Source organism: Chitinophaga sp. 10T418, assembly GCF_056394125.1.
The window spans coordinates 57,081-74,937 of record NZ_JBFTHG010000006.1 but is presented as its reverse complement, the minus strand read 5'-3'; the positions used below and the strand labels follow the sequence as shown (position 1 = coordinate 74,937).

The 17,857-nt window shown below is 46.0% G+C and carries 15 protein-coding genes; 7 read left to right on the top strand and 8 right to left on the bottom strand.

Going from position 1 to position 17,857, the window contains the following annotated elements:
• The first annotated feature begins 104 nt into the window (after positions 1–104).
• A complete protein-coding gene (gene purB / locus AC1DCV_RS18445; RefSeq protein WP_477024534.1) occupies positions 105–1,442 on the top strand; it encodes an adenylosuccinate lyase in 1,338 nt (445 codons plus the stop codon).
• Between the two features lie 48 nt (positions 1,443–1,490).
• Here purB and AC1DCV_RS18440 read toward each other — a convergent pair whose 3' ends face one another.
• Both AC1DCV_RS18440 and AC1DCV_RS18435 read right to left on the bottom strand, forming a co-directional pair.
• Positions 1,491–2,123: a response regulator gene (locus AC1DCV_RS18440; protein ID WP_477024533.1), complete on the bottom strand. Its 633-nt coding sequence runs from the start codon at positions 2,121–2,123 to the stop codon at positions 1,491–1,493.
• The gene (locus tag AC1DCV_RS18435; RefSeq protein WP_477024532.1) at positions 2,110–4,029 is read right to left on the bottom strand and encodes a tetratricopeptide repeat-containing sensor histidine kinase; all 1,920 of its coding nucleotides are present in this window, start codon (positions 4,027–4,029) and stop codon (positions 2,110–2,112) included. The genes AC1DCV_RS18440 and AC1DCV_RS18435 overlap by 14 nt, the downstream gene beginning before the upstream one ends.
• Before the next feature lie 251 nt (positions 4,030–4,280).
• Between AC1DCV_RS18435 and AC1DCV_RS18430 the strand changes: the two genes are divergently transcribed.
• Both AC1DCV_RS18430 and AC1DCV_RS18425 read left to right on the top strand, forming a co-directional pair.
• Positions 4,281–4,709, top strand: a complete 429-nt coding sequence (locus tag AC1DCV_RS18430) for a hypothetical protein (RefSeq protein WP_477024531.1) — start codon at positions 4,281–4,283, stop codon at positions 4,707–4,709.
• A gap of 87 nt (positions 4,710–4,796) precedes the next feature.
• On the top strand, positions 4,797–5,780 hold the full coding sequence (locus AC1DCV_RS18425) for a TolB family protein (RefSeq protein ID WP_477024530.1): 984 nt from the start codon (positions 4,797–4,799) through the stop codon (positions 5,778–5,780).
• Between the two features lie 584 nt (positions 5,781–6,364).
• Here AC1DCV_RS18425 and AC1DCV_RS18420 read toward each other — a convergent pair.
• Entirely contained in the window at positions 6,365–6,715 is a 351-nt protein-coding gene (locus AC1DCV_RS18420; protein ID WP_477024529.1) for a YraN family protein, read from the bottom strand.
• A gap of 156 nt (positions 6,716–6,871) precedes the next feature.
• On the opposite strand from AC1DCV_RS18420, the gene manA reads away from it, so the two are divergent.
• Complete coding sequence (manA, locus tag AC1DCV_RS18415) at positions 6,872–8,080, top strand: mannose-6-phosphate isomerase, class I (protein WP_477024528.1); 1,209 nt, start codon at positions 6,872–6,874, stop codon at positions 8,078–8,080.
• Between the two features lie 89 nt (positions 8,081–8,169).
• Here manA and AC1DCV_RS18410 read toward each other — a convergent pair whose 3' ends face one another.
• Positions 8,170–9,120, bottom strand: a complete 951-nt coding sequence (locus tag AC1DCV_RS18410) for an NADP-dependent oxidoreductase (protein WP_477024527.1) — start codon at positions 9,118–9,120, stop codon at positions 8,170–8,172.
• A 372-nt stretch (positions 9,121–9,492) separates the two neighbouring features.
• Between AC1DCV_RS18410 and AC1DCV_RS18405 the strand changes: the two genes are divergently transcribed.
• Positions 9,493–10,293: a hypothetical protein gene (locus AC1DCV_RS18405; protein WP_477024526.1), complete on the top strand. Its 801-nt coding sequence runs from the start codon at positions 9,493–9,495 to the stop codon at positions 10,291–10,293.
• 163 nt (positions 10,294–10,456) lie between these two features.
• Here the strand turns inward: AC1DCV_RS18405 and AC1DCV_RS18400 are convergent, their stop codons facing one another.
• The 4 genes from AC1DCV_RS18400 to AC1DCV_RS18385 are packed head-to-tail and all read right to left on the bottom strand — an operon-like array spanning position 10,457 to position 16,242.
• Positions 10,457–13,060 (bottom strand): polynucleotide kinase-phosphatase, encoded by a 2,604-nt coding sequence (locus tag AC1DCV_RS18400; RefSeq protein ID WP_477024525.1) that lies wholly within the window; start codon positions 13,058–13,060, stop codon positions 10,457–10,459.
• The gene (locus AC1DCV_RS18395; RefSeq protein ID WP_477024524.1) at positions 13,041–14,120 is read right to left on the bottom strand and encodes a DNA polymerase beta superfamily protein; all 1,080 of its coding nucleotides are present in this window, start codon (positions 14,118–14,120) and stop codon (positions 13,041–13,043) included. Before AC1DCV_RS18395 ends, AC1DCV_RS18400 begins: the two co-directional genes overlap by 20 nt.
• Positions 14,110–14,871 (bottom strand): nucleotidyltransferase domain-containing protein, encoded by a 762-nt coding sequence (locus AC1DCV_RS18390; RefSeq protein ID WP_477024523.1) that lies wholly within the window; start codon positions 14,869–14,871, stop codon positions 14,110–14,112. Before AC1DCV_RS18390 ends, AC1DCV_RS18395 begins: the two co-directional genes overlap by 11 nt.
• 3 nt (positions 14,872–14,874) lie before the next feature.
• Positions 14,875–16,242: a 3' terminal RNA ribose 2'-O-methyltransferase Hen1 gene (locus AC1DCV_RS18385; protein WP_477024522.1), complete on the bottom strand. Its 1,368-nt coding sequence runs from the start codon at positions 16,240–16,242 to the stop codon at positions 14,875–14,877.
• Between the two features lie 261 nt (positions 16,243–16,503).
• On the opposite strand from AC1DCV_RS18385, the gene AC1DCV_RS18380 reads away from it, so the two are divergent.
• Positions 16,504–17,418 carry an O-acetylhomoserine aminocarboxypropyltransferase/cysteine synthase family protein gene (locus tag AC1DCV_RS18380; RefSeq protein WP_477024521.1) on the top strand — a complete coding sequence of 305 codons (915 nt, stop codon included), beginning with the start codon at positions 16,504–16,506 and terminating at the stop codon, positions 17,416–17,418.
• Positions 17,334–17,813, top strand: a complete 480-nt coding sequence (locus tag AC1DCV_RS18375; protein WP_477024987.1) for a PLP-dependent transferase — start codon at positions 17,334–17,336, stop codon at positions 17,811–17,813. The genes AC1DCV_RS18380 and AC1DCV_RS18375 overlap by 85 nt, the downstream gene beginning before the upstream one ends.
• Positions 17,814–17,857: the final 44 nt, after the last annotated feature.

The following is a 17,857-nucleotide window of genomic DNA, read 5'->3' as shown; positions in this document are numbered from 1 at the left end:
GGTTAACAAGTTCCAAATGAATAATTGTCATCCTGTAAATCAGGGTTCAGAGAGAACTTGTAGCCCACTAAACATGTTAATTGTAATACTGGAATACATACATTATGCAACTACAACCATTAACTGCCATTTCTCCGCTGGACGGGCGCTATCGCAAGCAACTGGACGAGCTGGCCAATTATTTTTCTGAATTTGCGTTGATCCGTTACCGTGTGATGGTAGAGGTGGAATATTTTATTGCGCTCTCTGAGCAAAAGCTGTTTACCCTGCCCAAAGCCAAGTTCCCTGCCCTGCGTAAAATTTACCAGGAATTCACCATCGAGAACGCGCAACTGATCAAAGACACAGAAAAAATTACCAACCACGATGTGAAGGCAGTGGAATATTTTCTGAAGAATGAAATGAAAAACCTCGGTTTGGAAGACAAACTGGAATGGGTGCATTTCGGTCTTACTTCACAGGACGTCAACAATACCGCTACCCCCCTCCTTTGGAAAGATGCAGTAGAACATGTGTACATGCCCGCGTTGGCCAATATGATCCTGGAGCTGAAAAAACTCGGTCTCGGCTGGATGAAAGTGCCTATGCTGGCCCGTACCCACGGACAGCCCGCTTCTCCTACCATTCTTGGTAAAGAAATACTGGTGTTCGTAGAGCGCCTGGAAGGACAGGTAAACCTGCTGGGACAAATTCCTTTTGCTGCAAAATTTGGCGGTGCTACCGGTAACTTCAATGCCCACCACGTAGCTTTCCCTAAAATCAACTGGGAAAAATTCGGCGAAAAATTCGTGAATACCACACTGGGCCTGCAACGTATGAAATATACCACGCAGATTGAGCATTACGATAACATCTCCGCTCAGTTTGATGCACTGAAACGTATCAATACCATCCTGCTGGACTTCTGCCGCGATATCTGGACGTACATCTCCATGGATTACTTCAAACAGAAGATTAAAAAGAATGAAGTAGGATCTTCTGCGATGCCGCATAAAGTAAATCCTATTGACTTTGAAAATGCAGAAGGTAACCTGGGCCTGGCTAATGCACTGTTTGAACACCTGAGTGCTAAACTGCCCGTATCCCGCCTGCAGCGCGATCTAACCGATTCTACAGTATTACGTAACCTGGGTGTACCATTTGGTCATACCCTGCTGGCAACTAAGTCTATCCAGAAAGGATTAGGTAAACTGATCCTGAACGAAGCCAAGTTACATGCCGATCTGGAAAACAACTGGGCCGTAGTAGCAGAAGCCATTCAGACCGTTTTACGCCGTGAAAACTATCCACAGCCATACGAAGCCCTGAAAGAGCTGACCCGTGGCGGTGAACAGATCACCCAGAAGAGCATGCACAAATTTGTGGATGGCCTGAAAATCAGCGCTGCCCTCAAAAAAGAACTGAAAGCCATCACTCCACACAACTATACCGGTTTGTGGTAATCGTATAAAAAATTAAAAGAGGCCATCACAAAAGTGATGGCCTCTTTGCTATAGTACTCCCAGTTCTGTTGCCTTTCGTACCAGTGAGGCTGAATTATTGACTTCAAACTTTTGCATCAGGTTTCTCCGATGTGTTTCAACGGTTTGCCGGCTTATAAAAAGCTGGCTGGCAATGTTGCCGGTGGTTACTCCCTGGCTGACCAATTGCAGGATTTCCTTTTCTCTTGTTGTAAGACGTGGTGTACTGCTTTCTTCAGCAGTTGCTGCAAACAGTATTTTCTGTAATTCGGATTGCATTACAAACTGACCATTCATTACCTGAAAAATAGCGGTGACCAGGTCCTGTTTAGCAATATTTTTGAGCAGATATCCGTCTGCACCATTCGTCAACATTCCCTCCACAATGTTTTTCTCTGTGTGATTGGAAAGTGCGATGACCTTTGTGGCTCCGTATACTTTTTTTACAATCCTGCAGAATTCCGTCCCCTGCATTATGGGCAGACTGATATCCAGTAATATCAGGTCAACAATGTTGCTCTTCAGAAATGTCAGCCCATCCTCAGCATTGGTAAATACGCCATCAAGGCTTATTCCCGGCGTATTTTTCAGGATAGTACCAAGGCCTTCGAGAATAATGGAATGATCTTCAATAATGATAATAGACAGGTTATCTTTTTTCATCTGTATTCAGTTCGATGTTTACAATGGTCCCTTTCCCTGGTCCTCCGGAGATATCCATCTTCCCCTTTAAAAAATCTACGCGGCTTCTTATGTTTTCAAGGCCCTGACCTTTTCCCGTAGACTGATCTTTCTGCAGGTATCCCCGGCCGTTATCTTCTATTGTAAGATACAAAGTATGTTCATCCTGGCTGCATTGCAAGAAGGCTTCGGTGGCAGCCGAGTGTTTGACTACATTGGCCAGCAGCTCCTGTGCAATACGGTAAATGATCAACTGAACCGGCATGGAAATGTCCCTGCGTAGATTCATGAATTTGTAATAGATGTGTAGCCGGTCATTTGTTGCAGATGCACAAAGCTCTGTCAGCGCCATTTCAAGACCGGCATGTAAAAGCGCTTTGGGCGTCATATTGCGGGCAATACGCCGCAGCTCAGTGACTGAATTGTCCAGTTGCCCGATCACGCGGTCTATTTCGGCAGAGGTATTGTCCTGTAAGGCATGCGTCAGATTGATCTTCACGCCGGCCAGCATACCTCCCAGGCCGTCGTGCAGATCCCGGGCGAGCCGTATCCGTTCTTTTTCTTCTCCGGCCAACAGCGCACGGGCCACGTCAATTTGTTGCTGCTGCTGCAGGGATTGCAACGCCTGCTTTGCCTTGGCCTTGTGTAGCCGGTATAAGATCAAAAAGAAGATAACAGCACCCAGCAAACCTACAATGCTCGCCCACATGATCAAACGTTGATTTTTTGCTTTACCTGTTGCCAGCAGCAGTTCCTTCTCCTGTTGTACATAATTATAACGGGTTTCCAGATCCGTTATCTTCAGCCTGGTCTCCTTCTCATAAATGCTGTCTGCAAGGTTGCTGTACCGTGTCATCCAGTCGTAGGCGGCGCTCTTATTACCCAACTCCGATTCTATATAGGCCAGGTCATGGAAAATTTGTTTTTTATCCTGATCTAATGTGGCGTACCCTTCATTCAGTAGCTTTAAGAGGATCTTTTTTACCGCTGCCGGATCATGCCTGTAATCATACAACCTTGCTTTCTGGTAAAGCAGCATATGAACGTCATGCCGGCTTTTCAGTGTTTCCGCAACAGCAAGCCCTTTATCAATACTTACCTCTGCCTTGTCCCAATCCTTCCGCTTAATGTAATACATGCCTTCTGTGGTATAGTAGTAGGGAGCATACAATGATTGCGCATGTCCGGCAAGTAAATGAGCGCCACTGTCGAGACAATTTTTTGCGGCGGGCAAATCATTGATGCGCATATATATCCTGGCCAGGTTGGTATAATTATCGACCTGTCGCAGATCTGCAGGGGCAACGCGTCTGAATATGCTGATAGATTTATTCAGGTAGTAAATAGTTTTATTATTGTCTTCAAGGTTCATGAAAGGAAGGGCAACGTTGGTATATCCCTCCGCAATGCGAATACTGTCGCCCGCTTTCGCGGCCAGTGGGATCGTTTTGTTTAACATCCATTCAATAAACTGCTTATTGTCGCCATTCCATTGTGCAATGACTGCTTTGTTGCTCCAGGACCGGCTTTGATAGAGCCAGGATATCTGCGTGGGGTAAAGTTCAAAAAAGCTGATCGCACTGTCAAATGCTTCCAGTGCTTTGGGCCGGTCATAGTCCATGCGGATCCTGCCCAGGTAAAAATACCCTATACCCTGGTAGAAAGGATATTTCTCTGAAAGGTGCAATCCTTTTTGCAGATAAGGTAAGGCTTTGGCGGTATCCTGTGAAGACCATTCATCACCCAATTGGTATAACAGCATCGCTTTGGTAGTATCTGTCCCGGCGGTCGCCAGCAATTTCGTTAAACTGTCTGTTATGGCAGTACTTTGTGCCATCAGGCAAACGGCGTACAACTGGGCGGCGATCCATAAAGCAATTTTTTTCATATCAAAAGCAAAACGGGGACAACTTTTCAATAGATACAACCCGGGCTGTCATATCCTTTTATCTTAACAAAAATAGGGTTTATCCCCAGGACGGTCAATACCTGAAATCCCTATTTCGCTCTAAGGGTTTTACCTGGTMAAAAATGACGGTTTTTACCGATTGTTTCCGTGGGCGTTTTGCCTCAACTTAGCTATAATTTTTAGTGAGGCGAATGAAACAAAACCTACAACTATAAAGTAAATACTCTAACATGCGAATGATAAAAATAAATATCCTGTTGCTTTTATTGTTACTGCTAAACGGGATTGCGTATGCCCAAAGTGATGCTTCGAGAAACCATAAGGTATTTGTGACATCTGCCAACAAAAGCGAACATGCTGCCGATGTTAATGATGAATTGGTGAAGCAGTTGAAAGACTGGAACTACTGGGTAGTAACAGATAAAAAAAACGATGCGGATCTGCTCCTGTATGTAAACATACAAACCCATCGTGGTATGACAGCCTGGTCGTGGGGAGGCGTAACTGTGCGTGCATCAGCATCCCTGCAAAACCTTGCTGGTGAAGATCTCTGGACGTCAAAGGAGTATAAGGCCCCCCCTAACGGAACAAATGGTTTTAATACCGCGCGTGCTACTGCCGGAAAAATTATAAAAGAAATGCAGAAAAGATTTCGCTGAACAGGCCAGTCCGCCTTTATCTGAAAATGGAATATTACTATAGCTGGTTTACCCAAAAATTGTATAACCCGAGTAAAAATTCTGACCATGCGTATGTTCTCTCTTTTTACGACTGCCACAATAGGTTTGAGCCTGATGCTCTGTTCCTGTAAAAAGAACAGTGATGCGGGGCCGGGTGGTGGCAATAATGGAAACTATAACTACGGTCCTGGAAATATCTATATCAAACAGGGAACCGAAGGCATTACCCGGCTTAATATGTCTACCGGCATATTATCAAATGTGATGGCCAACTGGATAGGAGCCGGATGGGATATCAGTTGGGACGGTACAACGGGTGTTAAGGAAACAACGCCTGCTGGCCCGGTTACAAAATATATACTGTTCAATACAGGTAATGGTGCTACGATCAGGGAAATAAATTATGAAGCCACCAATGAGGCAAATGGTGGCCTGCCTTATTTTTCGCCGGATGGTACCCGGCTGGCATTGAGGCCCACTTTAGACGAAGGTCTTGTCATACTGGACAGGAATGGTAATGTATTAAGGCATATCAGCGGTTATGGCAGTGATCATACTTTTGAATACCTGGACCCCGTTAACTGGGCCGCCGATGGAACGATCCTGTTTAAAAAAGGTAGCAGTCTTTATCGCACTACGGCGGATTTCAGCCGGGCTTCAAAGGTAAAAGGTATTCCGTTCACCGATTGGCGGGGAGAAGCTGCTGCAAGTCCGGACGGCAAAAAAATAGCCCTGAGTGCAGGGGGCCACATCTGGCTGATGAATACGGATGGAAGCGACTTTCACCAGGTAACCGAAAGTGATCAGGAGGAAGTGAGTCCCGGGTTCTCACCCGACAGTAAGTGGATAGCTATAAAAGCCAATTCACGGGCAGGCGTCCCGGGGTCGGGCACCACAGCAGAACATTTATGCATTTTTCCGGCAGATGGCCAGGTGTACAAGGTTTATCCCGGGGAGGACAAGCGTGTGCTCCAGGTGGCGGTGAAAGGACAGCCAGCCGATTCCCGCGGACTGGGCATGACTATCGTAGGGGATTTTGTATGGCGGTAATATTCTCTCCCGGTGCTACCGCCCCGATTTAAACAAAAGAGGTTGTATCAAATGATACAACCTCTTTTTAAAATGTTGACTCCCGAAAGCAATTCTCTGCGATCAATGCGTTAGTAGCCGTGAGGCCCTGGTTTAACAAACGCTATACTGTGTATTAATTTTTATTCCCGCTGCACTTCATTTGTTACTGGTATCGCCGGCATTTCATCTTCTGTTCCCGAAATAAATAAACCCGCTACATTGGTGGTCAGCACCAGTGCATTAATTCCTTCAGAGAAAAATGATTTGCTTGAATGCTACCGGAATACCGGGGGTATATAACAACTCAGGGGGTAGTTTCTAAAAGCTGTGCAAAGATATAAAAGTATGATAGTATTACAGAATAAATACAAGCATTTTTTTGTTAATAACTGGTTAACGTTAAAACGGGGAAAAGTAGATGCATTTTGCGTTTGCGCGAATTTTGTCCCCGGGCAGGATGATACTGATTCTGATGATTAGGGATTTTTACTTTTGATGATATCATTTAAAAGATAACGGTAATCACCAAAATCAGTATCATCCTGCCCAGGACAAAAAAACGCTTAGAACACATCTCTCAGATGCATCAGTTCATATGCATCTCCCAAAAAAGTAATAGCAATAATATCAAACCGGATAGCCACCGGATGTAAATGGTAATGCAACAAATAATCGTCGGCTACGCTCCGGATATGTTCTTCCTTACGAAAATTAACGGCTTCTTCCGGCCAGCCAAAGCGCGCGCTGCTTCTTGTTTTTACTTCAATAAAATAAATGATGTGCTCTTTAGTCGCGATGATATCAATTTCCCGGCGCCCGGATTTCCAGTTGAGATGCAGCAACGTGCAGTGCCGGCAAACATATGCCTGCGCAATGGCCTCGCCCCGCTGCCCCAGGGTTAAATGGTTCAGCATATGATATGGTTTAGGTTAAACAAACAATCTGTGAAATTAATCACCGGAAATATTTACTTTTCTGAGGGAAGATAAATATTCCACTTAACACCTATTTTTGCAGGCATATAAAATTATCAATTCTCTGCTATTTAACAAGTAAACAGATAACCATATATGAACTTATTCAGACTGGAAGGAAAAGTACAGCATTATGCATGGGGCGGATTTAAATACATTCCTGAACTGTTAGGCATTGCGCCAACGGATCAACCCAGTGCGGAATACTGGATGGGTGCGCATCCGAGTGCCCCTTCCCTCATTACTACTGCTGGCGGAACATTGCCACTGAATCAGCTGATACAGCAGGATCCAGCCAATATCACCGGCCCGGCAGTATGGGAAAAATTCAAAGAGCTGCCTTTTCTTTTTAAGATACTGGATGTAAAAGATATGTTGTCCATTCAGGTACATCCTACGAAAAGTGAAGCAGAGAAAGGCTTTGCGAGAGAAAATGCAGAAGGCATTCCCTTAAATGCACCTAACCGTAATTATAAAGATGATAACCATAAGCCGGAGATTATGGTGGCATTGAGTGAGTTTTATCTCCTGCACGGTTTCCTGCCACATGCACAACTGCAGCAGKTATTAACCTCCACGCCTGAGTTTACCTCACTGGTAAGTATATACGAAAAAGAAGGTTACTATGGTCTCTATAAAAATGTAATGGAAATGCCGCAGTCGCTGGTGAACATCATTCTCCGCCCGCTGACAGACCGCATGATTCCTGACTATAAAGCGAATCGCTTAGCTAAAACAAATCCTGGTTTCTGGGCAGCACGCGCTGTATTAAATGATCCGGGCAGCATCGACAAAATTGATCGTGGTATCTTCTCTATCTACTTCTTTAACATCATGCAGGTACAAGCCGGTGATGCAGTATTCCAGGATGCAGGCATTCCACACGCTTACCTGGAAGGCCAGAACGTAGAGCTGATGGCTAATTCAGACAATGTGCTGCGTGGCGGTCTTACCCCTAAACATGTGGATGTACCGGAACTACTGAAGCATACCCGCTTTGAAGGTGTAGTACCTAACATCATTAAAGGAAATGTGAGTGCAGATGGACTGGAAAGAATTTATCCTTCTCCGGCACCTGATTTTGAAGTAAGCAAAATAGATATTCCGGCAGGAAAGGTATACCAACATACCGCCAAAGCGGCGGAAATACTGATTGTAATAAGCGGTACCGCCACCGTAAAAGGAGATGATACCCTGGCCTTACAAAAAGGCCAATGCGTATTTACCGCATATAATGCATCTTATGAAATCAGCACCGATAGCGGCGTTGAGCTGTTTAAAGCCACGGTAGCTACTAGCCATTAGCTTTTAGCTTTTAGTAAATGCAGCGAAGATCAACAAATGATATTCTCCGCTGCATTTACTAAAAGCTAAAAGCTAACGGCTAAAAGCTGTTATAGTACTATAACTGTTTTTCCTTTTCCTTTTGCCTGACGGCTTAATGCTACTGCTGCAGGTGCATCTTCCAGCTTAATTTTATTTTCCACCGGAATGATTAATACACCTCTGTCTATTACCAACGACAAGGTGTCCAGAGAGGCGGCACTGCCCTGGGTTTCAAAATTGCCTCCGTGAATCTTTCTTGACTTCAACGCTTCTTCATCTGCCACAAATACGGTGGTTAGTGCGCCCGCGCCTGATTTCAACAGGTCCAGGTTGGCGGTAAAGCCGGCGCCATCGCTTACCAGGTCTATCAGGCCATCTATCCCATCGGGATATTTAGCTTTCACCTGGGTAGTTAATGGTGCTTCGTGGTAATTAACCGTATCTGCTGCCCCCAGCTTTTTCATACGTTCTGCAGATTCGGCATCAGGTACTGTGGCGATCACTGCGATCCCTTGTGCCGCAGCCAGTTGGGTGGCAAAAGAGCCTACACCGCCGGTAGCGCCATTAATGAGCAGGATATCTCCCTCCTGCAGGTCCAGTTTGTCCAGGAGTTGCTGGGCAGTCATGCCTGCTGTGGGCACTGCTGCTGCTTCTATGGCAGAAATACTGGCAGGTGCATGAGTTATCCCTGATTTCTCCGGCACAATCGCATATTCAGCATAGGAGCCTTCACCGATAGGTGCATGAATAAACTGTCCGTATACTTTGTCGCCCTTCTTAAACCGGGTAACGCCCTCTCCTACTTCTTCCACTGTACCGGCGCCATCAACGCCCATGATCAGTGGGAACTGATGTGGCATTTTTCCGTCGTCCATAATACCATCAATCATTTTCCAGTCGAAGGGGTTCATGCCGGCAGCGGCTACCTTGATCAGGACAGTGCCTGGTCTCACAGTGGGTTTCGGCAGATCCATTACAACGGGAATGTCTTTGAATTTTGATACGGCTACGGCTTTCATAGTTATGTTTTTAAATCAGTATTGTCCGATTAAAATAAATCAATAAGGCATAAAAAAGGGAGCTAAGTCCCCGGTAGCTTCTATGTTTGGGTTCTCACACCTTAAACGTAGATGCCTGAATAAAGATAGAAAATTTCCCGGACAGCCGGTTCTTCTCTCAAATATTATCAGTGAACCGGTTACCGCCATAATTCCCCGCCGGCTCACCCACTTCCGCCATCGGCTAAACAGCATTTCTTCCATTCCCTTTTGTATTGGAATTTTAATCCGGCATAATCATCACTCAACTGTTCACAAAGATGCAAAACTGCTGGCTGCATCATATTATCATCATCCAAAAAAAACAATTATTACCATTCAAAATATAATATCATGAAGATTAAATTCCTTCTTCCGTGTACCCTGCTCCTATCGGCCTTTATCATGGCAGGCTGCAGTAAGGACAAAAACAGTCCGGCGCCTCCCGATACTAACTGCCGCATTGCGACCATTGCAACAAAGTCCGGCAATGTAACTATCACCTATACGCTGAGCTATGACAACGATGGCAGGGTAAGTAAAATCAGTGCAAATGACTTTTCCGAGACCCACATCCATTTCAACTATGCACCGGGTTTACTTACACGCAATGAATACTCCGACCACTGGAACGGGCAATTAACGAGCGAGATGCGGGCAGAACTAAACAGTATGGGGCTGCCTGTTAATGTGATCCAAAAGCGATACGACTACACCCCAACCGGCCAACCGCTCAAGCTTTCTTCTACCCTTACCAATACTTATGAATATAATGGACAGGGTGAGCTGCAACTGACTATCATGAAAACTGAGTACGTGGCTATGCCAGCCAATAATTCCACCCTGACCACTACCTACACCTGGTCCAATGGCAATATCATAAAGGAGGAAGCAACAGGTGGCCTGGTGACAAATTATGATTATTATACTGATAAGCCTGTTCAAAAAGGAGATGCAGTAGGTGTTAATAGCATAATAAACATTGGTATCAATCCGGTTAAAAATAAGAACCTGGTCAAGTCAGCCTCTAATGCCTCACTAGTCCTTAATATAAACTATGAATATGATGAAACGGGAAAGATCAAAACGGTAGCGATTTCGGGTAACACGGTAGCAAATAACCGCGAGCAGCGATACCAGTATTCTTGTAATTGATCCTACTACGTATTAATTGCTCAGTTATTGATGGTGATGATAAGAAAGAAATTTAAAAATCGGGTGTAAGCCATATCTGGTATGGCTCACACCCGAACAAATATATTTCTAACCGGACAGCAATACTTTTAAATGTAGAAAGATGTTTAACAGTGATTGCTTTTTATAACCGGGGATCTACCGGTTCACTCTCTAACGCTAAAATACCAAATACGCATTGATGCACTAGCTGTAAAGGATCTTTATTTACAAACCTTTCGAGTCCTTCCAGTCCCAGCGCGAATTCGCGCAATGCCAGCGAACGTTTGCCGGTCAGCTTGCGATTGCGCAGGCGTTCCAGGTTTTCGGCGGCATCGTATTCAGGACCATAGATGATACGCAGGTATTCTGCTCCACGGATCTTGATAGCTGGCTGTATAAGGCCTTTATCGCCTTTGCTGAGGAAGGTATATGGCTTTATGACCATTCCTTCACCACCGGCAGCAGTTAGCTCTTTCCACCAGTCGATGGCTCCCTGCTCACTTTCTGCATTTCCTATTTCCACTAAGAGATAAGGAGTAGCCAGGAGTATTTGTTCATCGCCTGCACAAATATTTTTTATGGCAGACATATGCCATTCATGGTCTTTATCAAACCACGTTTTCCCTTCTGTAGCCATGATATGAAACGGCGCCAGCTTATAGTCGTCCAGTGAGTTCACGGACCAGCAGTACTGTCTGTAGGCTTTCACATAATTGGTGGTTTGCTCCAGGCGTTGTGTATATTTCTCCAGCAATGCCTCTGCAGGTGCACCATTACTGATGGCCTGCTGTAAAGCCGTTACTACCGCCGGCAATGCTTTGCCCGCAGCGGTACCTACCGCTGCATATTGCGTTTGCAACAGGGCCTGTGCCTTGGCACTCCAGGGCATCAGCTCTGCATCCAGGCATACCCAGTCTGTATCAAAGGTTTCATAGAACCCAGTACTGATCAGGGCTGCATTGATACGTGCAATGAAATCCTGTTCGGTTTGTTTGTCAGTAAAGAAAGAACGGCCCGTCCTGGTATAGATCACGCCATTACCTTCCCCGGTAACACCGAACCGGCGCTCCGCCACCGCTTCATCTCTGCAAACAATTACCACAGCGCGGGAGCCCATATGTTTCTCTTCACAGATTACCTTCTCCACGCCTGCTTCTTTGTAGTACTGTAATCCTTCCGCAGGATGTTCCAAAAAGCCTTGTGCCTGGCTGGTTTCAGCCGGCGACATAGTAGGTGGCAAATAGATCAGCCACTTGGGATTAATCGTAAAACGACTCATCACTTCCAGCGCAGCAATATTGTTTTCTTCACGGATGGTGATATTATTGCTATAACGGGTTTGCAGGATTTGCTTGCCGGTAAAGTCTTCTATGTTCAAAACACTATCATACTGCTGCTGTACGCTCAGCACACTGTCGGCGCTGTAGCCGATAGGTCTTGCCGGTACGGCGTATTGTTCCAGCGCTGGTACCGATACCAGCTCTCTTTCCGGATAACGCAAGGCGGTGAGTGAAGCACCAAATACGCAACCGGTATCAATGTCGATGGTGTTATTCAGCCACTGTGCAGCAGGTACGGGTGTATGTCCGTATACTACCATGGCGCGGCCTTTATATTCCAGGGCCCAGTTATAACGCACCGGTAGTCCGAATTCATCTGTTTCGCCGGTAGTTTCACCGTATAAACAAAATTCTCTTACTGCGCCGGAGCCACGCCCCTGCATACTTTCCTTTAAGCCGGCGTGCGCCACAACCAGTTTACCATCATCAAGTACATAGTGACTGATGAGGCCATCAATAAATGATTTTACAGATTCCAGGAACTCTGGAGTTTCGCTGGTCAGCTGTGCTACCGTTTGTTCCAGGCCATGTCTGAGCTGCACATTTTTTCCATTCAGGTACCGCAGCAACTTGGCATCGTGGTTCCCCGGCACACATAGTGCGAGACCATTGCTGACCATATTCATTACCAAACGCAGTACCTGCGGGGACTTGGGCCCACGGTCTACCAGGTCGCCCACGAAAACGGGTTTGCGAAAACGCGTATATCCTTCGGCGTTAGTAGTCATGGGAGCGCTGATCAACGATGCATTTTCTCTGTCTACCTGGTAACCCAGTACTTCCAATAAGTTGCACAGCTCATCGTAGCATCCGTGTACATCTCCGATGATATCGAAAGGTCCGTGTTCGTCTTTCTTATTATTATAGAGCGGGCTACGGGTAATAGTTTCCAGCAGCGCCACATCTTCCGGTGAGCGCATTTCAAAAATCTGGCGGAAGCCTTCCTCCCGCAAATCACGAAGCCCACGCTTCAACTGGCTGATCTGCTGCGGAATCACGTGTGTGCCAAAATTGCGATCGCTACGCAATGTATTGCGCTCCTGGCATACCTGCTCCGGTATGTTCAACACGATAGCTACCGGCAGCACATGATATTCTCTGGCCAGCCGCACCCATTCCCTGCGGGATTCGGGTTGTACGTTGGTGGCATCAATCACTGTAAGCAAACCTAACTTTAAGCGTTTGGCTGCAATGAACCGCACCAACTCAAAAGCATCTGTCGACACAGTCTGGTTGTTTTCATCATCGCTGATTAAGCCGCGGCAAACATCAGATGAAATAATTTCTGTCGGCTTAAAAAACTGACGGGCAAACGTAGACTTACCGGCGCCGGAAGGGCCGATTAATAATACCAATGATAATTCTGGTATAGAGATATGTGATAATTTAGTATTTCTTCGGGACATAAAATTCGTCTCTTATTCTTCTTAACAGCGCTTCTGCCAGCTCGGGGTCCGGGTGTTCCGGCAGGTCTGACGCAGCATACAGCTGTTGCATGTGATGTAATTTCTGGGTAGCCATGTCCACCAGGGTATCATAACTGAATTCACCGTTACGGATACGCAGGAGGAAATCGCGGTCGTGCCTATGCACACGTACTTCTTTATATAAGGCTATTTCTTCTGCCATGGTTAACAAACGGAAAGTATGCATCATGTGCTTACTATCGTAGTCGGCGCCCAGCTCTTTGTTATGATTATAACGCGCGTCATTGCGGAGTGCTACCCATTCGTGATAGGCGGCGAAGTCCTTGCAATACACCGTATAGCCATCTTTGTTAAACTGCATAATTGCCAGAGGACCTTCTCCTTTAGGGACGGCGCTCAACTGCACATCGTTGGCATCTGCTCCGGAGAAAATACCTTTAAAGGCGGTCTCCTTATCAAACTGTCCGATATGGTATAAGGCATATATATCCCGGAAATGATCGATGCGCGATAGCCCACAGTCTTCCTGCTGCAATTGTTTTTCGTTTAGCCAATCGCGTAACGGTACACTCTGTCCACCAACAATGACGTAGCAAAATTCAAAAACGGATTTCCTTTCTGCGGGGTACGACTGGTTGATCTTTTTATTTAATMCCTTCGCCTTCTTCATCTGCGTGTTCGCGAAACCGGCAAAGGTTTCCATGCATAAGCGGGATAGAAAGTCCGCCGGCTTTATCAGGTCCATCAATGGGTGACGGAACAATTGATTGCCGGCAGTAGTACTTAACAGTTCCAGTATGTTGGGATTATTTTTCTCCAGCAATTCCAGGAAACGCTTTATTTCAAAGTATACTTCATCGTTGCTCTGGTTGGCTACCTGCGGAGTATAGGTCAAGCCGTATAACTCCTGTTGCGGCAATATGAACACGCCTTTGATGTCGGTATCTGAAGTAGGCACCTGCAGGTTATACGCTCTGCTGCCGCTGATGCATTCCAGCAGGATATACTGCCTGTTTTGTTGCAGTGCTTCAAAAGTCATAGGCAATATATTTCCGGAATAGTACGTCCAGTTCGGCGGTGTCATTCCTTACGGCAGGTAACTCAGCTGATAATTGTTTGCATTGTTCCAGGGTGCCGGCGATCCATTGATGCAATGTCAATACAGGAGCAATAGTAGTATGCTCATCGGCATTCACTTTTACTTCCAGCAAATGATCTATTTCCTTTTGAATCGCTTCATCGGTGATTAATGTACGCAGGGTGGCAAACTCCATGGGGGGCACGCCTTTACCGGCCAGTATCCACTGACATGCCAGCATAGGCCGCAACACGTAAAAGTACTTTTTCACTTTCACCACGTCTCCTTCCAGTTCATTGGTGAACGTGTTATATGCCATAGACAGGTAGTGATGACAACCCGATCTTGGTGAAAAATATTTTTCCATCAAACCTGTGAGGGTTTGTTTAAAGTCGGTTTCTTCCTGGTAAACAATGGGCGACTGCAACCATTCATACAGGGGCGCATTGGATTTCAGGAACAGCTGTAATCCTTTACGGATATCCCATCCGCTTACGTCCAGCACTTCGTCTACCGGAGGTTCAATCACGTCCCGTTGTTCGGTGATACTCAGGTAGGTATCTTTATGCCGCGTGTAAATAAAGCGGATATCAAAGTCGCTGTCGGGCGATGGAAAGCCCCAGGCACGGCTGCCGGACTCACATGCGTAAAGTATTTTAACCTGGTGTGATTTTTCCAGTTCTTTTATTTTCTGTAGTATTACGTCTTCCATAAATTATCTTTTAAAAAGGGCCAGTTGGCTGGGACCACCTAATACTTCATCTGTTTCTCCCAAAGGCCTATAAGTTACAATATAACCAAATTGTGCGGCTACCCCGTTACCCCATGCTTCAAATTCGGCTCTTGTCCACTCAAAACGGTGGTCATTATGCCGGAAATTCCCGCTGCTAAGGGCTTCATACAGGATGTTATATTCTGCGTTTACCGTGGTAATAATCACATATTGTGGCCGCGCGTATTCAAAAACCACTTTTTCCAGGGCATTCAGGCGGGGCAGGTCCAGGTGCTCAATAACCTCTACCAGCACCCCGGCATCAAAGCCTGATAAGCGTTTATCCCTATACGTTAGAGAGCCCTGTATCAGTTGTATGCGGTTTTTCTGCATTTCAGGCAGTCGGTCGAGCTTCAGTTTCGCCTGGGCTATCTCCAGCGAATGATAGCTGACATCCATGCCCAGTATGTTTTTGAAGGCAGATTTCTCCATGAGCAAACGTAACAGTTTGCCTTCACCACAACCCATATCTGCCACCGAGGACACATTCAGTTCCAGGAGCAGGTCTCTTACCGTTTGGAGCCTGACATCATGCAGGCGTACTTTCTCTTTGGGCTGTTTTACTTCCTCCGGAAGTACTTCGTCCTTCATGATCATGCCCAACGCTTCTTTTGCCAGTGGCCCGATATTCCGGAGATAGCGGCGGGTAATCAGTTCCTTCGCCGGATGGGTATCCAGCCAGCCCTGCCCCTTTTCCATGAGCTTTTCAATTTCATGTCCGCCTACGAAATAGTGCTTATCGTTATCGCAAACCGGGATCAGGATATATAACTGGCTCAGAATTGTTTTCAGTGGCAGCGTATGCTGCAGCGTTACATTGTAGTAGCGGCTCTGCCCCCATTCCGGGAACTGTTCATCCAGCACATAGGATTCCAGCGATATTTTATAACCCAGGGGTTCAAAAAATTGTCGTAATAAATGTTCTCCACCTTTTACAGGCAATACCGACAAGGTAATTTCAAAAGGAATCGCTTCGTCTGTCAGGTGCGGCTTGTCTTTGCAACGGCCATTCATCGCAGAAGAATAAGCTTGTGCAATAGCAGCGCTCATGAAAGACGAGGCCACATAAGGGCGGTCATTCACGTATTGTTCCAGCGCGAAATCATTGCGGGACCCGTTACGGCGAACCAGTCTTACCGGATCAATATCGAGCAGTAAAGCGGCTGTGCAGGAATCATCGGTGGCTTCGGGATAAAAAATGTGCGCACTACCGGCGGTCAGTTCAACAGTTTGTACTTTAGCGGGATGTTTGTGCAGCAGATAGCCAAGGTCTGTGGCGGGGTAACGTTTAGTCGTAATAGTTAATAACATCGGTCAACTGTGCTTCTTCACGGAAGCACTCTTTTTATAAATTATGAATCGAAGATATTATTTTTTAGCATATGCCACAAATTTCCGGTGGATAAAATCGTTGTCATTCATCTTATCTACCTGCAGCCATTCCTTTATTTAAACAACAAATTATCGTTTAATCTCTATACCTTCTCCCGCTACCACATAAAAATATTTTGTTTTTACGATTAGTCTACTATATTTGTAGACTTTTATTTTCCACCTTTAAATCTTCCGGTTATGTCCGATAAGCCATTACATTTTGACACACTCCAGGTACACGCAGGCTACCAGCCAGAAGGCACTACACATGCAGCAGCAGTGCCTATTTACCAAACCTCCTCTTTTACTTTCGACAGTGCAGAACATGCCACAGATCTATTCCAGCTGAAGCAGTTTGGTAACATCTACACCCGTATCATGAATCCGACTACGGACGTATTTGAAAAAAGAGTGGCAGCACTGGAAGGTGGTGTAGCTGCACTCGCAGTGGGTTCCGGACAGGCCGCGCAGTTCATTGCCCTGCATAATATATTGTTACCGGGAGATAACTTCGTAACGTCTTCTTACCTGTATGGTGGCACCTTTAACCAATTCAAAGTAAGCTTCAAGCGTATTGGTGTGGAGGCCCGTTTTGCGGATCTTGATAACCCTGAAAGCTTTGAAGCGCTGATAGATGAAAATACCAAAGCCATTTATGTGGAAACGATCGGTAATCCCGGATTTTCCATTCCTGACTTTGAAAAAATAAGCGCCATTGCGCGTAAACATGACTTGCCTTTGGTGGTAGACAATACTTTTGGTGCTGCCGGCTACTTAGCCCGTCCGCTGGAGCATGGCGCCAACGTGGTAGTAGAATCAGCTACCAAATGGATCGGTGGACATGGCACCAGCATAGGCGGTATCATTGTAGATGGTGGCAACTATAACTGGGGTAATGGTAAATTCAAACAGTTCAGCGAACCGGATGAAGCATACCATGGCATGAAGTTCTGGGAGGTATTTGGTGACCAGAGTCCATTTGGCAACATTGCCTACATCATCCGTGCACGGGTGGCAGGTTTACGTAGCTGGGGCCTGCCCTGGCGCCGCAGAACTCCTTCCTGTTCCTGCAGGGACTGGAAACGCTGTCGCTCCGCGTACAACGCACCGTAGACAATGCGCTGGCACTGGCACAGTGGTTACAGCAGCATCCACAGGTAGAATCCGTCAACTATCCTGGTTTACCGGATAATAAATACCATGCACTGGCGCAAAAATACCTGCAAAATGGCTTTGGTGGCGTATTAAGCTTTAAGATCAAAGGTGGTAAAGAAACAGCAGATAAATTCGTACAGTCGTTGAAGTTAATTTATCACCTGGCGAATGTAGGAGATTCAAAAACCCTCATCATCCACCCGGCTACGACTACGCACCAGCAGTTGAGTGAGGAAGAACAAAAGAAAGCAGGTGTTGCTCCAGGCGTATTACGCATTTCACTGGGAATAGAACATATCGGAGATATCCAGAGTGACATCGCACAGGCATTTGAAACAGCTTTTAGCAGTTAGCTTTTAGCTTTTAGAAAATGCAGCGAAGATCAGCATATTATGTT